Here is a 19,888-nt window from a genome sequence, read left to right as displayed (position 1 = left end):
ATCAGCGGCGAACCTACTGGCAGGGCGACCTGCTGGCAACCTAGCTCGGTGCCAGGCCCACCACCCTAACCCAATCAAGAGGAACCCAAGCAATAGGGGGGTTGGCTTCCGTCAAGCCTCTCTACCTGAAAGCTGACACCATTGGGTGAAGGCAAGCTAGTGAGGTAACAGTTTTGTCGACCATTAGCTTGCCATGTTACCTGCTCTACACCAGTTGGCTCGTTCTGCCAGAGCGGTCTTCGTGTACGGCATGGGAGAGGGGGGGATGTAATCCAACTTCACGATCCCTATCCGTAGTTACTCTTGGCATCTATCGACATCTAGCAGCAGCAGTGAGCTTGCAGTCGGGGTTACGAGGGATCCTCAGCCCACAGGTGATCGACGAACCGAGGGGAGTGGGAGAATCCCTGGCGGACACGGAGGCTTTGATCCAGGTTTGGCATGGACGCGGGGAGGGGCAAATTTACATCTGGGTCAGGTTCCATGCTCCTTATTCTGGCCATCCTGAGAGTTTTGTCCAGGGATCCGCTCTAGCCCAAAGGTATGGAGTGGGGCTGCACACCCACTTGGCGGAAACTCGCCGGGGAGTGGAAACTCTACAGGCTCGCTATGGATTGACCCCGGTGCAGTGTTTGAAACGCTGGGGATCCCTGAGTGCTCAGACCTTGGCCGCCCACTGTGTGCATGTGGGGGCTGAAGAAATCGAATCGAGGAGATGCGGTTGGCGGTGTTTCTGCAGCGGTTGGGATCGGGGGATAGAGCTGCTCTGCCGGCGCAACAGGCTTTGTGGATGGCTACACAAAGCAGTGCCGCCTGTCTGGGTCTGGAAGGGGAAATCGGCAGCTTGGAGGTGGGCAAAAAAGCGGATTTGATCTTGCTGGATTTGCGCGTGGGCACCGCTAACCGCTATGCCAAAAAGCTCGCCACCTGCTTGTGAGAACCTGTGGGCTGCATTTTGACCGTGACTCTATTGCACAGCTCAAAGCGGCCCTCGTCGGGCATATGCTCGAAGAATGTGTTAGGCGTCAGAGGAGCAGCGACAGCCTGGATCACAGATATAACCCCTGGTCATTCGTCAGTGGTGCGGAGCGCATTGGGGGCATCCTAACCCCGCCAGCGGGCTTTTGGAGCATCCTGTGAATAGCTCTCAGGGTGCTTGCACGGGCGGTGGGTTGTTGCGCAAAAACGGCTGTACGGCTACAAATCCCAACCCAAACGATCCAATGACTAAGACGACTGCAGCGGCCATCCAAAGTACGGCAGAGCCCTGGGATCCGTGATGTTGCTCCCGTACCCGCTGATAAATGCCGGTGGAATAGGCTGAGGAGTCTGCCTCGCCGAGATAGGGATCCGGGCCGCCCCTATCCTGCATCAACTCGTCCAGGGAAGGAACCTGGTAGCCGGTGCGGGGGTAGGGCTCGGCAGAGGTGTGGGTGGAAGGGTGGCGAAGGGAATCAAAGGAGGACGGGGCAAAGCCGTTGGATGAGAAGGAGGGGGTCTCGTTGCGGGCCTGTCGGCGCTTGAGGCGATTCAAAAAATCGTAGCTGGGAGGGGCTTCCGGTTGGCCGGGATTGGCAGTCGGGCTGTTCTGTTGGAAAGAGGCTTCAGAAGCTGCAGCAACTTGGGCAGCCTGGCCATTTGCGTCAGCAAGCCGTAGGCTGATTTGCTGCAGGCGCTTCAGGGTGTGGCCCAATTGCCCCTGGAACTCTCGGGTGATGGCAGCGAGCTCTCCAGACAACTGCTGATGCAGAGCGCGCAGGTGCTGGTTTTCCGAGGAAAGCAGGCTTACCTGCTGACGGGCAGACTCCAACTCTTCGGCCACTTGTTGATACACCTGAATCGGCACCACCCCTGGCCCCGTCTCCATTGCGGCAGGGGAGCGAAAGCCACTGGGGTTACTGTTGCTGTTGCGAGCGCCAGAGGGGCTAGAACCCCGAAAACCGTATTGCATAAATTGGGATCGACTCGGAAGGACAGGGGGCTGGGACAGCTTGACACAGAGGGATCCAAGATATCAGGGATCTCCAAGGATAGTGCTGAACACCGGCAACCTAAAGGCGTGCAGCTCTAGCGTTAGTGTAAGCCGCAATTACTACCCCAAGCATACCGCTAAGCCTTTGGAATGGGCGATCTCTTCACAGCAATTTTTCCCGCCCACAAGCGCCACTTCTCCGCTGCTCCCAGGTTGCGCTGTCGTTCCCACGTCACGAATACTCTCCCACCAAGTCTGGAGAACCAGGAGATTCGGAATTTGAGGCAGAGGAGTCCTGCAGCAGCCGCTCCAGATCCCGTCGCAGAGGTGGTTCCAACTGTTCCAGCTCATTGACAAAGTCTTTTATACCCTGAAACTGGCGATAAACGGAGGCAAAGCGCACGTAGGCCACCTCACTTAGGTGTTGCAGGCGCTCCAGCACCATCTCGCCGATGCGCAGGCTGGTTACCTCTTGGGCATCTTCCAATTGCAGTTTTTCTTCGATCTCATTGACCAGCTCTTCCATCTGTCTGACGGTGACGGGGGTTTTTTGGCAGGCACGCATCACCCCTTGCAGGATCTTGTTGCGGTTGAAACTTTCGCGGGATCCATCCCGTTTAATGACCATGATGGGCATGAACTCGATGCGCTCATAGGTGGTGAAGCGGTAGCCACAGGACATGCATTCTCGCCGCCGCCGCACACTCTGGCCACCTTCTGCCGAACGAGATTCCAAAACTCGGATTTCTTGTTTGCTGCAGCGGGGACATTTCATGGCTTGCAGTCCTTACAAAGCGACAGGTGGGTAGGAGGGTGCCTCAATTTTACCGGATGCTTAATCTTCTGGTGCTTAGACAGATTGCAAATGAGATGGACTCTGTTCGTCGAGTGCAGATTGCAAGGGATCCCACCAAGCAGCGGCTTGCGCCTGGATCTGGGCCTTCAGCTCCGGTTCCATGCGATCCAAATGGATCAATACCCATTTCATTCTGCCCAAGGGGGCTAAGAGGGATCGCTGACGCAACAGGAAGTCCCAATACAACGTATTGATGGGGCAGGCTTGTTTGCCAACCTTTTCGCTGGGATTGTAGCGGCAATGGCGGCAGTAGTCACTCATTTTGCGGATGTACTGAGCAGAGGCGGCATAGGGTTTGGTGGAGAGCATGCCCCCATCGGCAAAAAGGCCCATGCCGATGACGTTGGGCTGCATCACCCAGTCGTAGCTGTCGATAAACACATCCTGAAACCACGCTTCTACTGCCTGGGGCTGAATGCCACTGATGAGGGCGAAATTGCTGAGCACCATTAGCCGCTGGATGTGGTGGGCATAACCATGACGGCGAATTTGATCCAGGGTGTGCTGCAGACAGGCCATGTCGGTTTTGCCCGTCCAAAAAAACTCTGGCAGGGGTCGCTGGTGGCCAAAAAAGTTGTTCTGGGCATAGCCGTTGGGCATTTGGTATTCGTAGAAGCCGCGCATGTACTCCCGCCAGCCCAGGATCTGGCGGATGAAGCCTTCGGCGGAGGGCAGGGGGATCCCGCCCTGATAGTAAGCCCGTTCGGCGGCGGCAATGACTTCGTGGGGGGTGAGCAGGCCCAGATTAAGGTAAGGGGAAAGCAGGGAGTGGTAGAGAAAGTCTTCCCCGGCTTGCATGGCGTCTTGCCAGGGGCCGAAGTGGGGCAGGCGCTCGTGAATGAAATGATCAAGCACTTGCAGGGCTTGGGCGCGGGTGACGGCCCAGCCAAATCCTTCTAAGGATCCGAAGTGATGGCCGTAGTGTTGCTTAACTTTTGTGATCACGGCCTGGGTAATGGCATCGGGGGAAAAGGTGAGGGGCCGAGGATAGCGCATTCCCGGTTTGGGAGGATGGCGGTTCTCCCGGTCGTAGTTCCAGCGCCCCCCCAGGGGCTTGGGGCCGTCCATGAGAATGCGGAAGCGTTTGCGCCCTTCGCGGTAAAAGTCTTCCAGGAGCAGGCGCTTGCGACCTGAGGCCCAGTCGATAAATTGACGAGTACTCCAGAGGAAGTGGTTGTTTTCCAAGATCAGGAGGGGGCAGGGGAGGGTGGATCTCAGATTTTCCACCTCCTCCCGGATGGGAATATCAGCTGGCTGCATGAGGCGGATCTGCTGCAGTTGATGTTGCTTGGCCCAGGTTTGCAGGGGCTCGGCATAGCTGTCGGCTTCCACGTAGGTGACTGGGTAGCCCCGCTGTTGCAGTTCTTGGGCAAAGTGGCGCATGGCCGACCAGACCAGCACCAATTTCTGCTGGTGGTGGTTGCGGGAGCTGGCCCACCGGTGAGATTCGATGAGAATGACGGGAACTCGGTCTGGGGATAGGGTCGAGAGGGAAGCGAGGGCGGATTGCTGTGGGTGGAGTTGATCCGCAAGGATCCAAACCCCTTCTGGGCCGGCAGATGGAGCGATCATGGGATGCTGAAGCTCTCGGTCTATGGGAGGAGCGCTGAGAATGACACAGGTTGAGTTTAGCTCTGGGGGGCAAGGCCAGGTGGCAGTTGCAAGGGATCCCAATGTCTGCTGAATCTCTGCGGATTGTTTTCAAAGCATGAACGGTACAGACGAGGAGAGAGAGACATTGCCGGAGAGACCCCACAGGCCGGGGATCCCTTGCCTGCGGTGGTGGGCCGGGCTGGGGATGGTGGCCCTGCTGCTGCTGGTGATCTGGAATTCGACGGATCCCTTGCCGCCAGCCTGGGATGAGGCGCAGCATCTGCTGCAGGCGCAGGCTTTTGGGCTTCACCTGGGACGGTTTCGCTGGGATGGGCTGTGGGGGCAGCAGTTTTTGCATTTGAACCAGCGCTACCCCCCTTTGGCCTATTGGCTGGGGATCCCCTTGGCGGCTCTGCATCCCTTCAGCCGGGCGGACGGGCAGTTGCTCAACTTGGTGTTGCTGGGGGTTCTGGTTCTGGCAACCCAGCGGCTGGGACAGCGGGTCTATCGCTCCTGGGAAGTGGGCTGGCTGGCGGCGGCGCTGCTGCTCCTCTATCCGGGGATCACGGCTTTGGCCCACGTGTACATGTTGGAGTTGCCGCTGGTGGTGGCGGTGACGCTGGCGTTTTGGGCGCTGTGGGCCTATGGGGAGAAGCCTTCCTGGTGGGGGGCGGTGGGGGTGGGGGCGGGGGTGGCGGCGGTGCTGCTCACCAAGTGGACAGGGGTGCTGTTTTTGCTGCTGCCTTTGGTGGGAGTTGCAGGTCAGGCCCTCTGGCGCTCTGGGAAAGCGGTGGGGTGGTGGAAAGGGATCCCTTGGCCGGCGCGGCTGGCCCACTTGGCCTTGGGGATGGGTGTGATGCTGCTTTTGTGCTGGCCCTGGTATGGGGCCAATTGGCTGTTTGTGCTCAGCAATGGCTGGGCTTACGCCGAGACTGCCCACTACTACATCACTTGCCCAGCGGGATCCCTGTGCTGGTGGACTGCCTACTTGCGCCTTTTGCCCCTGCAGATGAGCCCTTTTTTGTGTGGGTTGCCGCTGCTGAGCGGGTGGGGATCCCTGGACAGGCGAGAGGCAGTCTTGTGGGCCACCTACGGTTCCGGCTACCTTCTCTACACCCTGGTGGACATCAAAGATGTGCGCTTCACCCTACCCCTGCTGCCTCTCTTGGCCGTGTTATCAGCAGGCGGGATCCAAAAGGCTTGCCGGTGGTTGGAGGAACGCTGGGGTGCGTGGGCTTTGCAAAGGGGAGTCTGTGCAGGGCTAGTTCTGGGCTGCTTGGCCTTGGCCAATTTGGGTCGGCCCCTCACCCCAGGGGTGGCCCCTCTGTGGACGGGGATCCAAATGCATTGGCAGGGGCAGCACCCCACACAGGAGCTGACCCAGTGGATCCAATCCTTGATCCAGCCAGGCTTGACCACCACGTTGGGAGTTCTCCCCAATACAGAGCTGATCTCTTCCGAAACCCTCACCTACTTAGCAGCTCTCCAGCGCTGGCCGGTCACGTTCCGCGCTGCCGGGCAAACCCCCTGGCCCGAGTTGGAGCTCTCCTTGCTGGATGGGTTTGTGGATGCGGAAGGGGAACAGGGGATTATCGGCCCCTATGGCCCGACTAAGGAGCAGATCCGGCAGCACCTGCGCAGCAGCCCAGACTGGCGACAAGATCCGGCGGTGGAGTTGCCTACGGTGGGTCGGCTGCACACTTACTTCCCTCGCTTTTCAAAGGTGACGGTACAGGAGTGGCCTCTTGAAGCTGAGGAGGTGGAGCTGGTGGAGGTTGAGGCGCTGTCGGAGCTGGGGATCCCCGCCTGGAAGTTACGCTGGCAAGGCCCAGCTCAGAACTTGGCCCAAACGCTGGTCTGGGCGCGGCTGGAAGACGGGCAAGGACGGGTTTTGGAGAAGCGGGCCTGGGTGCTGGGGCAGAATCGCCTGCAGCTCAACTCAACAGGCGGCTGGCTGGTGGAAGAGATCTTGACGCTGCCCACAACCGACTTCCCAAGAGGTGGCCTTCTCCACCTGGAATGGCAGTCGCCCAAAGGGATCCGCCATTCCCTACACCAATCCTGGAGAGGATCCCTGTCGAGCTTCCCGAAGGAGGGATCCCCCCTTGTAACGGATCCCTTGTTTCCTCTCCGCGAGGCGGCCAGAGCTGCTGCCGCTGGGGATCTGCAGGCCCTCTCCCTTTATCTCAATGCCTGGACAACCCTGCAATACCCGACTTTTTTAACAGATCCAGATCGCGTCTTGGCTCGGCAATTGCTGGAGAGGGAATGGCAACAGGCTGCTGCCCAAGGCCAACTGAGCCAGCAAATCCAGAGCCACTACCAACTGGGCTTGCTGTTGGCGGTGCTGCTGCAACCGGAAGCAGCTCAGTTGCACTTTCAACAAATCGTCGAGCTGGATCCAGAGGACGCGTGGGCGCGGGCTTACCTGGGGTTTTTGCGAGTATTGTTCACTCACGACTTTGAGGGGATCCGGGGGTTGCGACAAGAGCTCTCGGCTGTGCTTCAGCCTCTTTGCCGGAAAGCGGATTTGGATTGGGATTTGAATTGGATTTGTGCTGCTCTTTAGCCACAAAGTCCAGCTCCATTTGAGAAACCTGGGAAAGAAGAAAGTCGGCAAAAGCTTTGGCCACCACCGAAAGACGTTTAGAGCGCAAATAGACCAAATGCCAGAACCCCCGAATGGGAAACTCTTCCACATCCAAAATAGCCAGATGATGCTGCCACCCCCCCAAGGCCAACACATGCTGAGACAAAACCGAAATGCCCAATCCACCCACAATGCCCTGGCGAATGGCTTCGCTGCTGCCTATCTCCATGCGGATGTTGAGTTTCAGGTTATGCTTGTCGAAGAGCCGCTCTACAGCCATGCGGGTGCCGGAGCCGGGTTCACGGGCTAAAAAAGGTTCTTGGGCAATGCGCGCCAGAGGGATCCGCTTTTGGCCCACCAGCGGATGATGAATGGGGGCCATCACCACCAAGGGATTTTCCAGAAAAGGTTGCGCCACCACGTCCAGATCTTCTGGCGGCATCCCCATCACGTAGAGATCGTCCATGTTGTTGCTCATCCGCTCCAAAACCTGCTGGCGGTTGAGCACCTTAAGAGCTACGTCAATGCCGGGATACTGCTGACAAAATGGCCCCAGCAGACGGGGAATAAAGTATTTGGCAGTGGTGACCACTCCAATGCTCAGCCGTCCCTGCTTTAGCCCCTTCAGGTCGGCAAGGGTCATCTCGAATTGATTCAATTGTTCAAAAATCTTCTCGCAGGTTTGGTGTAAAGCTTGCCCCGCTTCGGTGAGATACAGCCGCTTGCCCACCTGTTCAAACAGCGGCAACCCTACAGCTTTGCTCAATTGCTTGATCTGCATGGAAATCGTGGGCTGGGTCAGGTAAAGCTCTTCTGCAGCGCGGGTAAAGCTCAAGTGACGAGCGGCAACCTCGAAGATTTGCAGTTGGTGCAAGGTAATGGCCTTCATGGACATCAAGAAAAGCTAAAGGTTTACTACTAAATCATAAGCGCTAATCTATGCCTTTTGGCGAGATCCCTAGGAGAACCTGGCTAACGGTCACAGTGGCGGAAGGGGCAAAACCGAAGAGCAACCCCCTACCACTCGGACTTAAGGTAGAGATCGACCAAGGGATTGCGCCGGTGTGGGCACGGGCGGCTGTTTTTTTTCAATAGCCGCTCTCTGGGCAGGAGAAGAGTACGATCGCAGACATTCTCGTGGAGGTTGAGGGTGCTAAGACTGCCAAAAAACAAAGGGAGCCGCTGGCTTGCGGGTGTGCTGGGCGCGCTGATGTTGCTGGGATCCGGAATCACGGCCCAGGCTCAGTTCTTGTGGCCCGGCCATTCCCTTTTCCCCAGCTCTGGTTCCGTAGACAGTGCGGAACAGAGGGGATCCCACTTGGCTGCTCGGCTCGACGCCTACTGCCGACAGCCGCCCGAGGAGGTAGCGCGCAAGGCTCAACTGCGCCAGCAGGCTGCCCAGTCGAATGCTGCTTGGGCCGAGTACACCCAAGTTTTGGCCGAACATGGCGCTGCCTTGATTGCCTGCCGCAGCCAACGCTGGCCCCAGATCCAGGCCATCTGGGTACGTCTGCATCCCTGTGATGCCAATCCGGGCGTGTTGGATCAGGTGTTCGACCAAGTGGTAAACCTGGGCTACAACCGCGTTTTTATCGAGACCTTTTACGATGGTCGCTCCATTTTGCCGGATGGCGCAGGAGGGATCTGGCCCAGCTTACAGCCCAACGCCGACTTGTTGGATCTGGCTCTGAAGGCGGCACGACGCCGCGGCTTATCTGCCTATGCCTGGGTGTTTTCCCTCAATTTCGGTTACAGCTACGGACAACGGCCCGATCGACAGGTGGCCCTGGCCCGCAACGGTCGCGGCATAACCACTGTTCTGGATCCGGCAACAGCCCTTGGGGAAGATTTGGGCAGCCCGGATGAGGTGTTTGTGGATCCCTTTCATCCCTTGGCACGGCGGGATTTTGCCGAGTTAGTCCGCCGCATCCTACAGCGACAGCCGGATGGGATCCTTTTCGACTACATTCGCTATCCGCGTGGCTCAGGGGGATCCAGCGTGGCAGCCACCGTCCGAGACTTGTGGATTCATGGAGAGGCCGCCCGGAAAGCCTACCTCAATTTGGCAGAAAACCCGGCGGGTCGGGCATTGCTGGAGCGCTACCTAAGCCAGGGCTACATTGCAGTGGCAGATGTTCTCCATCTGGATGCCACCTATGCCGAAGAGCCCAGGTGGCGGCAGCCAGGGGATCCCTGGCCCAGCCCGACCGAGAAATGGGCGCTTTCCCCAGAGTTACTGGACTGGGCTGCCCAAGACATGGCCAGCAGGAATTGGCAGGGGGATCAGCTTTCCTCTGCAAAAGATTTACCAGAGAGTCTGGAGAAACCGGCGGATTCCAGTTCTGAGGCAGCAGCACCAACTCCTGCCCCTTCCCCCACCCCCAGCGCCGCCGTTCGCCAAGAACGTTGGCAGCAGCAGCTTTGGCAGCTGAGCGTCGAGTTTGCCCGCTACGGCGTTCTCGATTATCTACAGCAGGCCGCCCAACCCGCCCAGAGGCTGGGGATCCCGGTGGGGGCTGTCTTCTTCCCAGAAGGCAACCAAGCAGTAGGAGAAGGGTTTGACGCTCGTCTGCAACCCTGGGACCGCTTTGATCCGGGTATGGAATGGCACCCAATGGCCTATGCTAAGTGCGAGGATAGCTCCTGTGTGGCGCAGCAGGTGGAGCAGGTCCTGGCTGTGGCCTCTCCCCAAACCTTTGTCTGCCCGGCCATTGCCGGTCTATGGGGACAAGCCCAGCGGCAACGCCCCAGCCTGGAAACCCAAACAGCAGAGCTGGCCCGCCGCTTCCCGCAGTTGCCCTGTGTGAGTCACTTCGCCCTCTCCTGGATCGAGCCGGAGCTGGAGCGCAGCCGTCGCACCTGTCAACTCTAACGCCCATCCCAATCTGAAAGTTAGGAATTCTGAACTTATGAGCCCTGAGCAATTTGATCTGATTAACCGCCTGTTTCAACTGACCTTTCAGATCGGGGATCGCTTGGGCTGTGAATCCTCAGATCCTGCTCAATTGTTGCTGACCAACCGGCCCAGCCTGGAATCCAGTTGCACATTCTTTCCTTCCGATTTCACCTACGAAGCCTTGGATCCCCAAGTGTGGGCCGACTACATGGCGGAAGTTCCGGCCTTAGCGCAGATGGCGAATATTTTGCAACCTTATCCTTTCACCTGTGGCATTTATCGCCAAGACGAGGTTTCGTGGTGGATTTGTGCCTTTTGGGCAGCCCAAGAGGACTTGGGAACCAACTTGCTCTTGCGCGCCCACAGAGTCGAAACTTAGGCGCTTGAGCCCTATCTCCTCTCCCTCATCGAGACGGGGATCGGCGTTACCGGAATCAAAGGGGCTGATAGCAGTCGTGGTTTTTATTACCATCTATTTCAACTGATCGCGCTAGCGGGCCAGAGGCCTTAGCAGGAAGCAACCGGTCGTTTGTTTCACCTTGACGGTGAGATAAATGACTATGCGTTGTGGAACGGTTTATTACAATTGACCTACTCGCGACCGCTATAGCTGGCTTCCGCCCAGAGCGTGAGCTGGGGGCCTTACGGCACTCCTTCGTAAATCACATAGACTCCGGCGCGCTCAGGCCGAGAATGCCGGTGAGGACGTTAAACAAAACCTGCTGCGTGGCCTGCACCAATTGGATGCGGGCTTGGGCCAAAAGGGGATCCTCTTTCAAGAGCGGCAAAATACGGCAGTTGTCGTAAAACTTGTTGAAATCGGCGGCGATGGCTTCTGCATAGCGGATGATCTTGTGGGGAGCGCGCTCTTCGGCAGCGGCGATCAGCTCATCCGGCAAGGCCAACAAGCGCAGCAGCAGGGCCCGCTCTTCTGGCTCTTTGTAGGGCAGTTTTTGTTGCTCCGTCAAAGGGACTTTGTTGGTCAGTTCAACCTTTTCTTCTTCCTGTAGCCGCCGCAGCAGAGTGCAACAGCGGGCATGGCTGTAGTGAACATACACGACCGGGTTATCGAAAGTTTGCTTGACGGCCAAATCCAAATCGAAGTTGATGGGGCTGTCCATGCTGCTGCTAAGCAAAAACCAGCGGGCTGCATCGACCCCCACGCCAATTTCTGGATCTTCGATCAGGTCATTGAGTGAGACAAAGTTGCCGGTGCGCTTGGACATGCGCACTTCGGTTTTCTCACCGGTTTGCGGGTCGGTTTTGAACAATTTGACAAATTGTCCAATCAAGATTTCCAGCTTGACATCTGGGCTGAAGGCACCCACCGCCGCCTTTAAGCGGCCGATATAGCCATGGTGATCCGAGCCAAGAATGTTGATCAGCCGGTGATATCCCCGCTGCACTTTATCCCGGTGGTAGGCAATATCGGCGGCTAGATAAGTGAACGAACCATCGGCCTTTTGCACCACCCGATCCTTGTCGTCGCCAAATTCTTGGGTTTTGAAATAGACGGCCTCTTCGGCCCCTGGCTTGGGATCCTCACCCCGCGGCGCTTTGGCTTTGTAGAGAAAGCCGCGCTCTTGCAGCTCCTGCAAAGCTTGCTGGATGGCGCTCAGGCCTGTCTGGGGATCGGGGGTGTGCAGGCGGCGCTCGCTAAACCAGTGATCAAACTCGGTGCGTAGTTGTTGCAGGGTCTGCTTTTGCCAGGCCAGCATTTCCCCATAGGCAAAATCGGTGTACTCCTCTAGGGTGGTGGGCAGAGGGCGGATCCCGGCTTTCACCTGCTCCAAGAGACGTTGGGCCATCTCGATCAAGTAGGTGCCGTGATAGGCATCTTCCGGCAAAGCGATGTCTTCCCCCTGCAGTTGCCGCACCCGCACCTCGAGGGACTGGCCCAGGAGCCGCATCTGGTTGCCGGCATCGTTGATGTAAAACTCCCGCTCCACCTGGTGGCCCGTCCAGTGCAGCAAGTTGGCCAACGTAGAGCCAACGGCAGCCCAGCGCCCATGGCCGACGTGCAAAGGCCCCGTCGGGTTGGCGGAGACAAACTCCAGCAGAATGCGCTCAGGATGGGGAATGGCTGTTTTGCCGAAGTGTTCTCCCAGATGCAGCAGCTCCTGCAGGCGCTCGGCCAAAAAGGGATCCCCCAGCCGGAAGTTGAGATACCCTCCTCCCGCCACCTGAGTTTCGATGTCCGGCAGATCCAAGTGTTTTTGCAGGGTTTGGGCGATCTGGGCCGGTGCTAGGCGGCAGAGCTTGGCCATGCCCAGGGGGGTGGGACAGGCGTAATCGCCGTAGCGAGGGTCGCTGGGGATCTGGATCACGGGGGCAATCGCTGTGGCTTGCTGGGGGGCCAGGGATCCCAGTTGCCCCGCCTCTGAGGCCCGTCGAATGCTCTCGGCTACGGCGGCGGTGAGAAACCGAATCAGCGAGGTGGATACGGGTTGAGTGGCCATGGCTGTTCGTGTCGGCAGACGTCGAGAGAGGTTCCAGGGATGCCTGGGGCAGTAAAAGCATCATCATATCGACAGCCAACCGGCTCTGACAAAATCTGACAAAAGATAAAGAATAGATGCTCCTCCAGCCAAACTTTGCTTTTGCTCGCCTGCTTTGCGAAGATGGCTCTGACAAATTGACGGGACAGAGCTTTAGGCCAAGCTTTTGGGTACAAAGTATCACCGAATACAAAAGTTTAACTCTGCTTTGCTAAGTTGTTTGGCGGTAATGCTCGCCTTCCCGCTTGCGGATTTCTGCTGAGACAGCTGCTGTGGAGTTTACTAGTATGTCCATCCCGAAATCGTCGCGTCGCCAATTCATTCAGTCTGCTGCTGCGGCTGCCTCTTGGGTTGCCGTTGGAGGGCTAAAGGCGAGGGCTCAGAGCCGCGGGCCGCTTCTGGTTTCCCAGGGACTGACGCCCCTGAAGTTTACCCTCTCTTGGTTGCCCTCTTCGATGGATACCCCCCTTGTAACGGCGATCTTGAAGGGCTACTTCGCCGAAGAGGGGCTGGAGGTCACCTACGAGCGCGGCTATGGCTCCGCCGATTCCATCACCAAGATTGCCGCTGGCCAGTACGACCTGGGGGAAGGGGATCCCTACTCCATGATCGAGTTCAATGCCAAAAATCCGGACGTGCCCTTGGTAGCGATCTATGTCCACTTCAATCGCTCTCCCTTTGGCATCTACACCTTGAAAGGCAAGGGCATCACGAAGCCTGCCCAACTGGCGGGCAAGAAGCTAGGAGCACCGGCAGGGGATGCGCCGCGTCGGCTCTGGCCGGTCTTTGCCAAGCAAGTCGGCATCGATCCGGGCTCGGTGGAGTGGGTAACTATGGAGCCGCAGTTGCGCGAACCTTTCCTCATCCAAGGTCGGGTGGATGCCATCAGCGGCTTTATGACCTCAGCCATGCCCAATCTGGTGCGGGGCGGCGTCAGCTTGGAGGACATCACGGCTTTCCTTTACAACGACTATGGCCTTGAGCTGTACGGCAATGCGCTCATCACTCGTGTGCAATTGCTGCGTGAGAAGCCTGAGCAATTCAAAGCTTTCTTGCGGGCCTATGTCAAGGGTTGGCAAGACACTATTCGTGATACCGATGGCAATATGTTGGCCCTTCTGGACAAAGCCAAGGCCGACGGACAAGTGCTGGATACGGCAATTGAGAAATTGCGCCTTACCCTGGCAATGCCGCGCCTGTTTGTTACCGATGAGGTGCGACAAATTGGTTTGGGGGATGTAGTGCCTGCTCGTATGGAAACCTCGATTGCTCAGGTGGTGGATGGCTTTGGCTTGCCCACTAAGCCCTCTCTAGAGCAAGTGTTTGATGGAAGTCTGCTCCCACCCAAGTCTGAGCGGATGATTGGATAATCTGGGTTAGGCCAGCAACGATTTTGAAGCCTCTGTCTATTGGCTTGCCGGTGCAGGCCAACTTATCCTGCTTGCTGGGAGGCTATTTCTGGCTGCAGGTGCGGTCTGCGTCCTTATTGGATCCCTCATCCGCGAAGTATCCCCAAAGCTTTTCGTGGCAGGGATCCCAGGCTGCTCCTGAAAGAGGCCGACGGGAGACCTGTTCGCGTTGGTGGATGGGAGACCGGAAGCGGCATGGAGCAGTAGGGGAGTGTCTCGAACTTTGTTTAGGGTTACCCAAGAACGCCGTAAGGCCCCTGCCTTTGGGCATGGGGAGCATGTCAATGAAATCAAACCTGAGAAACAGATGTATTGGGAAGAGTAGCTTAGGGGTGCTTGAAGTCGAGATAGCTTTTCCGATCCCGAAAAAAAGCTGAATAAGTTTGTGGTGCTCAGGGATCCCTTTTAACCTGGAGGGGATCACTAGGGAGTTTAGGCCCTTGGAAACTTTTGTTCTGATTAAGCAAGTTCCCGATCAAAACGCCAAGGCCGGCATCAACAGTGACGGCACGATCGATCGCGCCAAGGCCAAGCGGATGTTAAACCCTTTTGATCGCTATGCACTGGAAGCAGCTCTGCAAACCAAACGGCAACACGGGGCGAGAGTAACGGCAATTACAATGGGGCCACCCCCGGCCATTGAGGTGCTCTACGAGGCCATTGCCCACGGGGTGGATCGGGGTATTTTGATGACCGACCGCCGCTTGGCCGCTTCCGATACCCTAGCCACAGCGTATACCCTGGCCCAGACGGTTCGCTATGCTGGCCGGCCCGATGTGATCTTCTGCGGGCTCCAGACCACCGACGGCGATACGGCCCAGGTGGGGCCACAACTGGCGGAGCGGTTGGGGATCCCTCAGGTCACCTATTGCGAAGCCTTCGAGATTCGGGATGGGATCCTGGTGGCGCGGCGGGCCATCGAAGGGGGATCCCAAATCGTAATGGTGCCCCTGCCGGTTTTGATTACGGTGGCCAATTCCGCTCGGCGTTTGGCCTACCCCACTCTACGGGGTGTGCAGCGGGTGCAGCGGCTAATGCGGGATGAGGCGGCACGGGCCGAGGCGATCCAGATCCTCAACTTGGACGATGTGGGGGCAGACCCGGAGCGCTGCGGTCTCAAGGGATCCCCAACCATCGTGGCTGCCACCGAAAAAGTGGGGGAAATTGGCGGCAACTGTCAGGTCTTTCAGGGACAACCCGTCCCCCAACTGGTCAACCAACTGACCCAGGCCGTTGACCTCTCCCGCTACGCGGCAACTTCCTAGATCTTCTGCCTTGCATCCCTCTGGCCAATTCTTATCTCCATCACCTTTCAATCCTCATCGTCTCATCTATCGATCCCAGGGTGGCTAGCCGGCGAAAGCTCCCGGTTTTGGGCAGTGAAAAGTTAACTCAGAAAGACTCTGCTGACCTCGTCGCAATTGCAACACCCAAGATTGCCCTCGACCCGATTCAATCCCGATCTCAACCTAGGAGTCACAGTTTTATGGATCGCAAGCGGATAGTGGTCTTCGCCGAGCAGGTGAACGGGGAACTGCAGCCCATTGGCTTAGAGTTGTTGGGGGCCGGGCGGCGGCTGGCCGATAAGCTGGGAGCCACCTTGAGCGCTCTTGTGCTTGGATACAACATTGCCCACTTGCCCCCAATTCTGATCGGCCACGGGGCAGATCAAGTCTTCATCGCCGATCACCCCGAGTTGGCCGAATACCGCACCCTGCCCTACCGCCGGGTGATCACAGACTTGATCAAAAGCTGGCCCCAACCACCCCACACCATCCTGCTGGGATCCACCACCACCGGGCGAGATCTGGCCCCCCGCTTGGCCGCCCACCTGGAGACCGGCCTGACCGCTGACTGCACCGAGCTGGACATTGGCCCCTTCGAGTACACCAACAGCAAAGATCCCAGCAAGTCCGGCCTCTTCCCCGACTGCCTTTATGCCATCCGGCCCAGCTTCGGCGAATCTCTCAAGGCTCGCATCCTCGGCCCGTGGAAAAACCCGCAAATGGCCACGGTGCGCCCAGGGGTGATGGTGCCTCTGCCCTGGGATGGATCCCGCCAGGGGGACGTGATCCCGGTGCCGGTCAACTTGGATCCCGGCGATCTGCGCCTGCAGATTGTGGAAACGGTGCGCAACCTGTCCCAGGCGGTAGATCTCACCCGCGCCAAGGTGATCGTTTCCGGCGGCTACGGGCTGGGATCCCCAGAGGGATTTGAGCTGTTGAGGGAGTTGGCCGCTTGTTTTCCCAACAGCGCTGTCGGCTCCTCCCGCAAGGCCGTGGATTCTGGGTGGATCCCCTATGCCCACCAGGTGGGCCAAACCGGCAAGACCGTCCGCCCCCAGCTCTACATCGCCTGCGGCATTTCTGGGGCCATTCAACATCGCGTGGGCATGGACAAATCCCAGACGATCATTGCCATCAACAAAGACAGCGCCGCTCCTATCTTCAAATTTGCCCACTACGGCATTGTCGGGGATCTCTACCAGGTGGTGCCGGAGCTGATCCGGCAACTGCGGCAGAGACAGGAGGAGCTCCGAGAAGGCGCCGAGGGCCAGCCTTTCCAGAGCCTCGGCGAGCGGATCCCAATTTTGCAGAGTCGATGAGAGATGGTTGGCAAAAACGCTCTCAGTGCAGGGCCATTGTCAGCAGCCCCTGCTGCCCCAGCAACACCTCCCGCAACAGGGTAACCAGGCCCACCCAAACCACAGGGGCCATGTCCACACCTCCCAGAGGCGGGATCAGGCGACGGGTCGGGCGCAACAGAAACTCCGTCAGGCCGACCACCAACGAGTAGGGCAACCGAGAAGTATCCAGTTGCGGATACCACGACAGAAAGATGCGCAGCACAAACAGGAGGGTGTAGAGCGCCAACAGTGGGCCAAGCACCCAAGAGGTGAGAATTGGCAGCATAGGTTACTCAAAGAACAGGTTTACTGGTGGCAGTTCTCTCCATTCTGCTCTAATTGGGAGGGTCTGCTGGAGTCCAGAGATACCTCGGGGAATGCAGGCGCTCGGCCCAAGTCAAACCCCAACTTTTTTAAACTTTAACCCTCTTCCCGAAAATGGCCTTACCGGCGGGGCAGCAACAGTTAAAGACTAGCGTCATAATGGACGTATCTTGCTGGACTGCAGGCAGGGATCCCATGCAAGGAAAACTACAAGAGATCGATATCCGCAGCATCCTTCAGCTCATCGAGCTGGGCCAGCGCACCGGTGAGCTTTTTGTAGAGGCCAGCCCCTCTGTCTACTGGTTTGTCTTCTTCCTGAATGGGCGGATTATCTACGCCTCTGAAACGGAAGGGAACATTGCCCGCCTCAGAGACTATCTGCACCGCTTCAAGCTGGAAGCCGCCCTGGAGGAAATTCAAATTCCCCACAAAGCCGCGGTCAACGCCCCCGAATACAACCGCCTCTGGTCTTTGCTGGAAAACCACAAGCTCAACCCCAACCAGGGCAAGCAAATCCTGCTGGGCATGGTGCGGGAAGTCCTCTTCGACCTGCTCAGCCTCCACCAGGGTTCCTTCATTTTTGAGGCCGGATCCCCCCTGGCCCCCCAATTGACCACCTTCCCCGTTACCCCCCTGCTCACCGAGATCGTAGCCCAAGTGCAGGAGTGGAAAAAGCTGCACCCCTACATCCAAGCTCCCAACCAAGCTCCCACCATCGTCAACCCCCTGCCGCTCCAGCAAAACCTGCCCGCCCCCGTCTTCAAAGCCCTGAGCGAGTGGTCAGACGGCAAAACCAGCATTCGCCAGATGGGTCGCTACCTGGGTCGAGACACCCTGGCGGTGGCCAAGGCCATCTATCCCTACGTCCGCCAAGGGGCCATTCAACTGTCCGAGCCCGTCTTGATCGCGGAGCCCAAGCCCAGCCGTCCCCTCAAACCCAGCGATAAGCCCAGCCACATCCTTTGCATCGACGACTCCATGGCCATCCAAAAAACCGTAGAGTTCATCCTGCAAAACGAGGGCTACCAGGTTACCACCATCGGCAATCCTCTCAAAGCGCTGGGACAGGTGTTTCTTCTCAACCCCGACATGATTCTCTGCGATGTGGCCATGCCCAAGTTGGATGGGTATGAGCTGTGCGCCATGTTGCGCAAATCCAGCCAGTTCCGCGAAACCCCCATGATTATGCTGACCGGCAAGGATGGTTTTACCGACCGGATTAAGGCCCGCATGGCCGGAGCGAACGAATTTTTGAGCAAACCCTTTGCGGAAAAGGAGTTGTTGACCATTGTCGAATCCTACGTGGGCCCTCCCCCCAAACGGGGCGGTGGCGAATAGGCGTTGGGGTAGCCAAAATGTTGGCACAGAAGACTATAGGCGAAGTACTGGACAGAAGAGTGGCCCCACCGAAACAATAGGGGTAGCATGGCCGGCCCGGAGCCAGGGAGCCAGGTGAGGTTACAAGAGCAAACCTCAGTCAAAGCAGCCCGACGGTTGCGCGGGAGTGCAAAAGGAGCAAGACGGCGATGAGCAAAGTGCTGGTGGTGGATGACAACCGTACCTACCTGGAGACCATTTCCAGCTTGCTTTCCGAGAACGGTTTGGAAGTCTCCACAGCAACAGACGGCGTAGAGGCAATGGAGTGCATTCGCCAGCAGAAGCCTGATGTGGTGGTGCTGGATATTGTCATGCCGCGCATGAACGGCTACGAGGTATGCCGGGAAGTGAAGGGGGATGAAAGTACCAAACACATTCGCATCGTCATGTGTTCCACCAAAGACCAGACCTTTGATATCGAGTGGGCCAGGCGCAACCAGGCGGATGCCTATGTAACCAAGCCCTTTAAGCCCCAAGAGCTCCTGGCGACCATCAAACATCAATTGCGGGAGATGAATCGGAAATGAGTCGCGTTTTGGTGGTGGAAGATAGCCAATCCCAGCGGGAGATGATCAGCAAGCTGCTGCAGGAAAACGGCTTCGAGGTGATGACTGTGGAAGACGGGGTGGAGGCCGTAGAGGCGGTGAAGCAAAACAAACCCGACCTGATCGTGCTGGACATCGTCATGCCGCGCATGAACGGCTATGAGGTGTGCCGTCTTCTCAAGGCCGACCCTCTCACCCAAAAAACGCCCATCGTCATGTGTTCTTCCAAGGGCGAAGAATTTGACCGCTACTGGGGGATCCGCCAGGGAGCGGATGCCTACATTGCCAAGCCTTTCCAGCCCCAGGAACTGGTGGGTACGATTAAGCAATTACTGAGAGGCTGAGAGCTGCCCCTTCTGCTTCCACGCCTTTCGGTAGGTCCTGAGAACGACTCTGCGTTTTAAGCAGGGAGGGGGGCGGGATCAACAGTCCACAAGACTATCCATGCGGGGGAGCATCATGCTGGGGGATCTGGATTTATTGATGGGGGATGAGACCCAAGAGTTGCGGGAGATGGAGGCTCCCGAAGGTGAGCTATTCCTAAAGTTCAAGATTGCCACCGGGGAGGAATTTGCGCTGCCAGCGGTATCGGTTGTGGAGGTGATGAGCATTGGCCCAGAGAAAATCACCCCCATGCCCAATGTGGCCCCAGTTTTGCTGGGCACGCTGAATTTGCGGGGCGAGATCATCTGGGTTGCAGACCTGGGGCAATTTTTGGGGATCAGCCCGCCCCTGAACATCGACCGAGCCGAGATTCCTGTGGTGGCCGTGATGGATCAACAGGATTTGCTCATGGGCTTGGCTGTGGATTTAATTGTAGGCATGGAGTGGCTGAAGACTGAATTGGTGCGGCCTGCCCTCACGGCTCCTGAGTCCATGGCTCCTTTTTTGCGAGGGGAATGGGTGGTGCCCGGAACGGGATCGCGCTTGCCATTGCTGGATCAGTCGGCCATCCTGCGATCCAATCGTTGGGGTTGACAGACGGCCCCCTGGGAGCTCAGCGGGAGGAAAGTGTATAGTTCCTATCAAAGATCCAAGCTAACTCCAGCCACAATGGGGAAAGTTGGACTAAATCTATCCCCTACCGATGCGTGTCGAGGCTGTTGAGGGTAAGCCCTGAGACGGCGGCAGAAAGGCCCACTCTTGCTTGACTGAATGTGGAAAAGGGGGGATAGCCTGCATCCATGGGGTTTTGAGGTGTT

The 19,888-nt window shown here is 57.8% G+C and carries 17 protein-coding genes and 1 pseudogene; 12 read left to right on the top strand and 6 right to left on the bottom strand.

Annotation, left to right across the window (positions count from 1 at the left end):
* Positions 1–173 precede the first annotated feature (173 nt).
* Together NW834_RS04760 and NW834_RS04755 are read left to right on the top strand one after the other, a co-directional pair.
* A pseudogene (locus NW834_RS04760) lies at positions 174–695 on the top strand (amidohydrolase family protein); the annotation flags it as partial.
* A gap of 32 nt (positions 696–727) precedes the next feature.
* Positions 728–937: an amidohydrolase family protein gene (locus tag NW834_RS04755; RefSeq protein WP_414426227.1), complete on the top strand. Its 210-nt coding sequence runs from the start codon at positions 728–730 to the stop codon at positions 935–937.
* A gap of 210 nt (positions 938–1,147) precedes the next feature.
* On the opposite strand, the gene NW834_RS04750 is transcribed toward NW834_RS04755, so the two are convergent.
* From NW834_RS04750 to NW834_RS04740, 3 genes are all read right to left on the bottom strand, one after another.
* On the bottom strand, positions 1,148–1,951 hold the full coding sequence (locus NW834_RS04750; protein WP_414328720.1) for a hypothetical protein: 804 nt from the start codon (positions 1,949–1,951) through the stop codon (positions 1,148–1,150).
* A 253-nt stretch (positions 1,952–2,204) separates the two neighbouring features.
* Positions 2,205–2,747 carry a transcriptional regulator NrdR gene (gene nrdR, locus NW834_RS04745; RefSeq protein ID WP_414328718.1) on the bottom strand — a complete coding sequence of 181 codons (543 nt, stop codon included), beginning with the start codon at positions 2,745–2,747 and terminating at the stop codon, positions 2,205–2,207.
* A 75-nt stretch (positions 2,748–2,822) separates the two neighbouring features.
* Positions 2,823–4,400 (bottom strand): cryptochrome/photolyase family protein, encoded by a 1,578-nt coding sequence (locus NW834_RS04740; RefSeq protein WP_414418688.1) that lies wholly within the window; start codon positions 4,398–4,400, stop codon positions 2,823–2,825.
* A 136-nt stretch (positions 4,401–4,536) separates the two neighbouring features.
* Here NW834_RS04740 and NW834_RS04735 point away from each other — a divergent pair, with 136 nt between their 5' ends.
* Positions 4,537–6,990, top strand: coding sequence for an ArnT family glycosyltransferase (locus NW834_RS04735; RefSeq protein WP_414418687.1), 2,454 nt, complete (start codon positions 4,537–4,539; stop codon positions 6,988–6,990).
* Here NW834_RS04735 and NW834_RS04730 read toward each other — a convergent pair.
* Positions 6,872–7,900, bottom strand: a complete 1,029-nt coding sequence (locus tag NW834_RS04730) for a LysR substrate-binding domain-containing protein (RefSeq protein ID WP_414342643.1) — start codon at positions 7,898–7,900, stop codon at positions 6,872–6,874. The genes NW834_RS04735 and NW834_RS04730 overlap by 119 nt on opposite strands.
* Positions 7,901–8,206: 306 nt before the next feature.
* Between NW834_RS04730 and NW834_RS04725 the strand changes: the two genes are divergently transcribed.
* Both NW834_RS04725 and NW834_RS04720 read left to right on the top strand, forming a co-directional pair.
* Entirely contained in the window at positions 8,207–9,883 is a 1,677-nt protein-coding gene (locus NW834_RS04725; protein WP_414381722.1) for a hypothetical protein, read from the top strand.
* A 37-nt stretch (positions 9,884–9,920) separates the two neighbouring features.
* On the top strand, positions 9,921–10,286 hold the full coding sequence (locus NW834_RS04720; protein ID WP_011433539.1) for a hypothetical protein: 366 nt from the start codon (positions 9,921–9,923) through the stop codon (positions 10,284–10,286).
* 283 nt (positions 10,287–10,569) lie between these two features.
* On the opposite strand, the gene argS is transcribed toward NW834_RS04720, so the two are convergent.
* Positions 10,570–12,366: an arginine--tRNA ligase gene (argS, locus tag NW834_RS04715; RefSeq protein WP_414416000.1), complete on the bottom strand. Its 1,797-nt coding sequence runs from the start codon at positions 12,364–12,366 to the stop codon at positions 10,570–10,572.
* A 326-nt stretch (positions 12,367–12,692) separates the two neighbouring features.
* Here argS and NW834_RS04710 point away from each other — a divergent pair, with 326 nt between their 5' ends.
* The 3 genes from NW834_RS04710 to NW834_RS04700 all read left to right on the top strand — a co-directional run bounded on the left by NW834_RS04710 (position 12,693) and on the right by NW834_RS04700 (position 16,419).
* Positions 12,693–13,775 carry an ABC transporter substrate-binding protein gene (locus tag NW834_RS04710; RefSeq protein WP_414419300.1) on the top strand — a complete coding sequence of 361 codons (1,083 nt, stop codon included), beginning with the start codon at positions 12,693–12,695 and terminating at the stop codon, positions 13,773–13,775.
* A gap of 479 nt (positions 13,776–14,254) precedes the next feature.
* A complete protein-coding gene (locus NW834_RS04705) occupies positions 14,255–15,079 on the top strand; it encodes an electron transfer flavoprotein subunit beta/FixA family protein (RefSeq protein WP_414419299.1) in 825 nt (274 codons plus the stop codon).
* A gap of 221 nt (positions 15,080–15,300) precedes the next feature.
* Complete coding sequence (locus NW834_RS04700; protein ID WP_414415999.1) at positions 15,301–16,419, top strand: electron transfer flavoprotein subunit alpha/FixB family protein; 1,119 nt, start codon at positions 15,301–15,303, stop codon at positions 16,417–16,419.
* Positions 16,420–16,441: 22 nt separating this feature from the next.
* Here NW834_RS04700 and NW834_RS04695 read toward each other — a convergent pair whose 3' ends face one another.
* Complete coding sequence (locus NW834_RS04695; RefSeq protein ID WP_011433534.1) at positions 16,442–16,726, bottom strand: YggT family protein; 285 nt, start codon at positions 16,724–16,726, stop codon at positions 16,442–16,444.
* A 233-nt stretch (positions 16,727–16,959) separates the two neighbouring features.
* On the opposite strand from NW834_RS04695, the gene NW834_RS04690 reads away from it, so the two are divergent.
* The 4 genes from NW834_RS04690 to NW834_RS04675 all read left to right on the top strand — a co-directional run bounded on the left by NW834_RS04690 (position 16,960) and on the right by NW834_RS04675 (position 19,664).
* Positions 16,960–18,102: a response regulator gene (locus NW834_RS04690; protein WP_414419298.1), complete on the top strand. Its 1,143-nt coding sequence runs from the start codon at positions 16,960–16,962 to the stop codon at positions 18,100–18,102.
* A gap of 188 nt (positions 18,103–18,290) precedes the next feature.
* Positions 18,291–18,668: a response regulator gene (locus NW834_RS04685; protein ID WP_414328794.1), complete on the top strand. Its 378-nt coding sequence runs from the start codon at positions 18,291–18,293 to the stop codon at positions 18,666–18,668.
* The gene (locus NW834_RS04680) at positions 18,665–19,030 is read left to right on the top strand and encodes a response regulator transcription factor (protein ID WP_011433531.1); all 366 of its coding nucleotides are present in this window, start codon (positions 18,665–18,667) and stop codon (positions 19,028–19,030) included. The genes NW834_RS04685 and NW834_RS04680 overlap by 4 nt, the downstream gene beginning before the upstream one ends.
* Positions 19,031–19,145: 115 nt before the next feature.
* Positions 19,146–19,664: a CheW domain-containing protein gene (locus tag NW834_RS04675; protein WP_011433530.1), complete on the top strand. Its 519-nt coding sequence runs from the start codon at positions 19,146–19,148 to the stop codon at positions 19,662–19,664.
* Positions 19,665–19,888 lie beyond the last annotated feature (224 nt).

It is taken from the genome of Synechococcus sp. R60.1, assembly GCF_047461835.1.
In the GTDB taxonomy this organism is placed as follows: Bacteria; Cyanobacteriota; Cyanobacteriia; order Thermostichales; family Thermostichaceae; genus Thermostichus.
The sequence above is the reverse complement of the archived record's forward strand: the minus strand, read 5'-3'. Positions and strand labels throughout refer to the sequence as shown.

Excerpts from the sequence above, each read along its gene's own strand:
- NW834_RS04750 (WP_414328720.1), bottom strand. The coding sequence starts at position 1,951 with ATGCAATACGGTTTTCGGGGTTCTAGCCCCTCTGGCGCTCGCAACAGC.
- nrdR (WP_414328718.1), bottom strand. The coding sequence starts at position 2,747 with ATGAAATGTCCCCGCTGCAGCAAACAAGAAATCCGAGTTTTGGAATCT.
- NW834_RS04740 (WP_414418688.1), bottom strand. The coding sequence starts at position 4,400 with ATGATCGCTCCATCTGCCGGCCCAGAAGGGGTTTGGATCCTTGCGGAT.
- NW834_RS04735 (WP_414418687.1), top strand. The coding sequence starts at position 4,537 with ATGAACGGTACAGACGAGGAGAGAGAGACATTGCCGGAGAGACCCCAC.
- NW834_RS04730 (WP_414342643.1), bottom strand. The coding sequence starts at position 7,900 with ATGAAGGCCATTACCTTGCACCAACTGCAAATCTTCGAGGTTGCCGCT.
- NW834_RS04720 (WP_011433539.1), top strand. The coding sequence starts at position 9,921 with ATGAGCCCTGAGCAATTTGATCTGATTAACCGCCTGTTTCAACTGACC.
- argS (WP_414416000.1), bottom strand. The coding sequence starts at position 12,366 with ATGGCCACTCAACCCGTATCCACCTCGCTGATTCGGTTTCTCACCGCC.
- NW834_RS04710 (WP_414419300.1), top strand. The coding sequence starts at position 12,693 with ATGTCCATCCCGAAATCGTCGCGTCGCCAATTCATTCAGTCTGCTGCT.
- NW834_RS04700 (WP_414415999.1), top strand. The coding sequence starts at position 15,301 with ATGGATCGCAAGCGGATAGTGGTCTTCGCCGAGCAGGTGAACGGGGAA.
- NW834_RS04695 (WP_011433534.1), bottom strand. The coding sequence starts at position 16,726 with ATGCTGCCAATTCTCACCTCTTGGGTGCTTGGCCCACTGTTGGCGCTC.
- NW834_RS04690 (WP_414419298.1), top strand. The coding sequence starts at position 16,960 with ATGCAAGGAAAACTACAAGAGATCGATATCCGCAGCATCCTTCAGCTC.
- NW834_RS04685 (WP_414328794.1), top strand. The coding sequence starts at position 18,291 with ATGAGCAAAGTGCTGGTGGTGGATGACAACCGTACCTACCTGGAGACC.
- NW834_RS04680 (WP_011433531.1), top strand. The coding sequence starts at position 18,665 with ATGAGTCGCGTTTTGGTGGTGGAAGATAGCCAATCCCAGCGGGAGATG.
- NW834_RS04675 (WP_011433530.1), top strand. The coding sequence starts at position 19,146 with ATGCTGGGGGATCTGGATTTATTGATGGGGGATGAGACCCAAGAGTTG.